Source organism: Agrobacterium pusense (assembly GCF_900102105.1).
Classification (GTDB): domain Bacteria; phylum Pseudomonadota; class Alphaproteobacteria; order Rhizobiales; family Rhizobiaceae; genus Agrobacterium; species Agrobacterium pusense.
The window spans coordinates 1-4,275 of record NZ_FNBB01000023.1 but is presented as its reverse complement, the minus strand read 5'-3'; the positions used below and the strand labels follow the sequence as shown (position 1 = coordinate 4,275).

3 tRNA genes and 2 rRNA genes are annotated in these 4,275 nt (G+C 53.0%); all 5 read left to right on the top strand.

Annotated features, from left to right (window positions below):
- Positions 1–94: 94 nt before the first annotated feature.
- Positions 95–171, top strand: a tRNA-Ile gene (locus tag BLU28_RS25755).
- Between the two features lie 59 nt (positions 172–230).
- Positions 231–306 (top strand) — tRNA-Ala (locus BLU28_RS25750).
- Between the two features lie 494 nt (positions 307–800).
- Positions 801–3,599 (top strand): 23S ribosomal RNA (locus BLU28_RS25745).
- Positions 3,600–3,863: 264 nt separating this feature from the next.
- Positions 3,864–3,978, top strand: a 5S ribosomal RNA gene (gene rrf, locus BLU28_RS25740).
- 219 nt (positions 3,979–4,197) lie between these two features.
- Positions 4,198–4,274: transfer RNA gene (locus BLU28_RS25735), tRNA-Met, on the top strand.
- Position 4,275 lies beyond the last annotated feature (1 nt).

The window sequence follows — 4,275 nt, the reverse complement described above, 5'->3', positions numbered from 1 at the left end:
TGGGGCTGCACTCCGCGGGGGCGCCGGACGACCGGCGACGGCTCGCTGAGCCTGTATGGGTGTCCAATTGGACGCTTGATACGCTCGGTAAGATGGGCCCGTAGCTCAGTTGGTTAGAGCACACGCTTGATAAGCGTGGGGTCGGAAGTTCAAGTCTTCCCGGGCCCACCATTGGTTTGCTGAATTTACCTGATCCCTGGCGGTTTTGCTGTCGGGTGTTTGCGATGGTTGGGGCTGTAGCTCAGCTGGGAGAGCACCTGCTTTGCAAGCAGGGGGTCAGCGGTTCGATCCCGCTCAGCTCCACCAATCGCGGAACGCGGTTTTGGTGTGTAGCGCGGGAATATCCTTCTGAAGAAATAAAAGTTTGCATCGTCTGAGAGGACTGATGCCTGTTCTGAATACATTGTGAAGAGAAGATATGTCTGGAAGCTTCCAGGTGTTTTGAGCCCTTGTGGTTTGAAACGTCCGAGCCCAGTCCCAGAGAAACCATGTGATGGCTTAGTCGGCCGGAATTGGTGGAGGGGTTGGAGGTAGGTAGGAAAGCTTGTCCGAGGCATTTTTGTTGTTTGAAGGTTTATGCCTTCATCTGATGGGAATGCTGGATTGATGTTGCCTGACCGCGCATCACCGGATGATATCTCGAGAAGCTGGTCTTAATGGTATGGCTTCGAGGTGCACCGGCGTGCCCTCAATGAAGACCATACCGACACGTCGATGTCATCAGGAAGGACTTGATTGTAAAAGGTAATCAGGTTGCCGTTCCTTTGGAACGGCTATGGATGAGCATAGACAATGAGAACGAAGAAGTGAATTAAGGGCATTTGGTGGATGCCTTGGCATGCACAGGCGAAGAAGGACGTGATACGCTGCGAAAAGCCGTGGGGAGCTGCGAATAAGCTTTGATCCATGGATCTCCGAATGGGGCAACCCACCTTAAATGCTTGGAAAATCCAGTCTGTTTTAACGAACGGCCTGGGTTTCCAAGCATTGTGATAAGGTATCTTACTTTCGAATACATAGGGGTAAGAAGCGAACGCAGGGAACTGAAACATCTAAGTACCTGCAGGAAAGGACATCAACCGAGACTCCGCAAGTAGTGGCGAGCGAACGCGGACCAGGCCAGTGGCAATGATGAATAAAGCGGAACGATCTGGAAAGGTCGGCCATAGAGGGTGATAGCCCCTTACGCGTAGAACAGTCATTGTCCTTGAGTAGGGCGGGACACGTGAAATCCTGTCTGAACATGGGGAGACCACTCTCCAAGCCTAAGTACTCGTGCATGACCGATAGCGAACAAGTACCGTGAGGGAAAGGTGAAAAGCACCCCGACGAGGGGAGTGAAATAGAACCTGAAACCGGATGCCTACAAACAGTCGGAGCCCGCAAGGGTGACGGCGTACCTTTTGTATAATGGGTCAACGACTTAGTGTAACTAGCAAGCTTAAGCCGGTAGGTGTAGGCGCAGCGAAAGCGAGTCTGAACAGGGCGATTGAGTTAGTTGCATTAGACCCGAAACCGAGTGATCTAGCCATGAGCAGGCTGAAGGTTGGGTAACACCAACTGGAGGGCCGAACCCATAACTGTTGCAATAGTTCGGGATGACTTGTGGCTAGGGGTGAAAGGCCAATCAAACTCGGAAATAGCTGGTTCTCCGCGAAATCTATTTAGGTAGAGCGTCGACCGAATACCCTCGGGGGTAGAGCACTGGATGGGCTATGGGGACTCACCGTCTTACTGATCCTAACCAAACTCCGAATACCGAGGAGTACTAGTCGGCAGACACACGGCGGGTGCTAACGTCCGTCGTGAAAAGGGCAACAACCCTGACCTCCAGCTAAGGTCCCCAAGTCATGGCTAAGTGGGAAAGGATGTGAGGATCCCAAAACAACCAGGATGTTGGCTTAGAAGCAGCCATCATTTAAAGAAAGCGTAACAGCTCACTGGTCTAAATAAGGGTCTTTGCGCCGAAAATGTAACGGGGCTAAAGCCATGCACCGAAGCTGAGGATTTGCAGCAATGCAAGTGGTAGCGGAGCGTTCCGTAAGTCTGTGAAGGCGGACCCGTGAGGGCTGCTGGAGATATCGGAAGTGCGAATGTTGACATGAGTAACGATAAAGGGAGTGAGAGACTCCCTCGCCGAAAGACCAAGGGTTCCTGCTTAAAGTTAATCTGAGCAGGGTTAGCCGGCCCCTAAGACGAGGCGGACACGCGTAGTCGATGGGAACCACGTTAATATTCGTGGGCCTGGTGGTAGTGACGGATCTCGTGTGTTGTTCAACCTTATTGGATTGGTTGGGCGGCGAAGAGGTTCCAGGAAATAGCTCCACCGTATAGACCGTACCCGAAACCGACACAGGTGGTCAGGTAGAGTATACCAAGGCGCTTGAGAGAACTATGTTGAAGGAACTCGGCAAATTGCACGCGTAACTTCGGAAGAAGCGTGACCCTTTTGTACGCAAGTATGATGGGGTGGCACAGACCAGGGGGTAGCGACTGTTTATCAAAAACACAGGGCTCTGCGAAGTAGCAATACGACGTATAGGGTCTGACGCCTGCCCGGTGCTGGAAGGTTAAAGGGAGGGGTGCAAGCTCTGAACTGAAGCCCCAGTAAACGGCGGCCGTAACTATAACGGTCCTAAGGTAGCGAAATTCCTTGTCGGGTAAGTTCCGACCTGCACGAATGGCGTAACGACTTCCCCGCTGTCTCCAACATAGACTCAGTGAAATTGAATTCCCCGTGAAGATGCGGGGTTCCTGCGGTCAGACGGAAAGACCCCGTGCACCTTTACTATAGCTTTACACTGGCATTCGCCAAGGCATGTGTAGGATAGGTGGTAGGCTTTGAAGCAGGGACGCCAGTTTCTGTGGAGCCATCCTTGAAATACCACCCTTATCTTCGTGGATGTCTAACCGCGGTCCGTTATCCGGATCCGGGACAGTGTATGGTGGGTAGTTTGACTGGGGCGGTCGCCTCCGAAAGAGTAACGGAGGCGCGCGATGGTTAGCTCAGACCGGTCGGAAATCGGTCGTCGAGTGCAATGGCATAAGCTAGCCTGACTGCGAGACTGACAAGTCGAGCAGAGACGAAAGTCGGTCATAGTGATCCGGTGGTCCCGTGTGGAAGGGCCATCGCTCAACGGATAAAAGGTACGCCGGGGATAACAGGCTGATGACCCCCAAGAGTCCATATCGACGGGGTTGTTTGGCACCTCGATGTCGACTCATCGCATCCTGGGGCTGGAGCAGGTCCCAAGGGTATGGCTGTTCGCCATTTAAAGCGGTACGTGAGTTGGGTTCAGAACGTCGTGAGACAGTTCGGTCCCTATCTGCCGTGGGTGTAGGAATATTGACAGGATCTGTCCCTAGTACGAGAGGACCGGGATGGACGTATCTCTGGTGGATCTGTTGTCCTGCCAAGGGCATAGCAGAGTAGCTATATACGGAATGGATAACCGCTGAAGGCATCTAAGCGGGAAACCAACCTGAAAACGAGTGTTCCCTATCAGAGCCGTGGAAGACGACCACGTTGATAGGACGGGTGTGGAAGCACAGCAATGTGTGAAGCTTACCGTTACTAATAGCTCGATCGACTTCTTCGTTCCCATTGTTCATGCTCATCAAGCGAAGCTTGATGATCTGTTCTGTCTTCACGCTGACGTGGCCTTCGGCCACTACGCTGCAGACGGCGCGCCAAACGATTGGCGACGGACTAGCGTCCTGTATGGGCGCCACGCTCGACCTCGAGCAAGGCAACATACGGATAAGTCACAGAAACGACGTGTAAATTAAATAGAGCCTTGAGCTCTCCAGCTTCTCGAAAACAACGTTCATGTGAAAACATGAACAATGTTGCGTTTTGCCGACCTGGTGGTTATCGCGGGGCGGCTGCACCCGTTCCCATTCCGAACACGGCCGTGAAACGCCCCAGCGCCAATGGTACTTCGTCTCAAGACGCGGGAGAGTAGGTCGCTGCCAGGTCTGCAAAACGCATCAAAATCTTCTCATCACATCCCTCGGCCCAGCCGACAAAAAAGGGCCGCCAAAAGCGGCCTTTTGCAGTTTAAGACAAAACTTAAGGAAAACGCCAAGTGCGTTCCTTACAGGAGATAAATTGCTCCGCAATTTACTCCGGCAAAGATCCGTCGTCGCTAAAGCAACGACGTAACCGCGACATTCGGCCTTGCCGAATGCGCTGGACGCGGGGTGGAGCAGCCCGGTAGCTCGTCAGGCTCATAACCTGAAGGCCGCAGGTTCAAATCCTGCCCCCGCAACCAA